This window comes from Bacillus sp. AFS001701, assembly GCF_002559405.1.
Classification (GTDB): domain Bacteria; phylum Bacillota; class Bacilli; order Bacillales; family Bacillaceae_G; genus Gottfriedia.
This window is the reverse complement of sequence record NZ_NTZO01000763.1, coordinates 1-239: the sequence shown is the minus strand read 5'-3', so window position 1 is coordinate 239 and position 239 is coordinate 1. Positions and strand designations below refer to the sequence as shown.

Genomic DNA, 239 nt, shown 5'->3' with positions numbered 1-239 from the left:
GATTATAAGTTCGAAAAAGAATTAGAAATTGAGGATTTATATGGGGAAATCAAAAAATAATCAAAATAAAATAACTGCTGGCTTGTTTGCCGTTTATTTATTTGCATTAACATGGATTATAGTCTTTAAAATGCAATTTTCAATTCAAAGCTTGCCCGATTTTAGGGAAATCAACTTAATCCCTATTGCTGGTTCAGTTAGTGTTAATAATCAAATAGATTTTATTGAAATAATCTTAA

General features: G+C 26.8%; 1 pseudogene. It reads left to right on the top strand.

From position 1 onward, the window contains the following. Positions 1-40 precede the first annotated feature (40 nt). A pseudogene (locus tag CN514_RS25050) lies at positions 41-239 on the top strand (VanZ family protein); the annotation flags it as partial.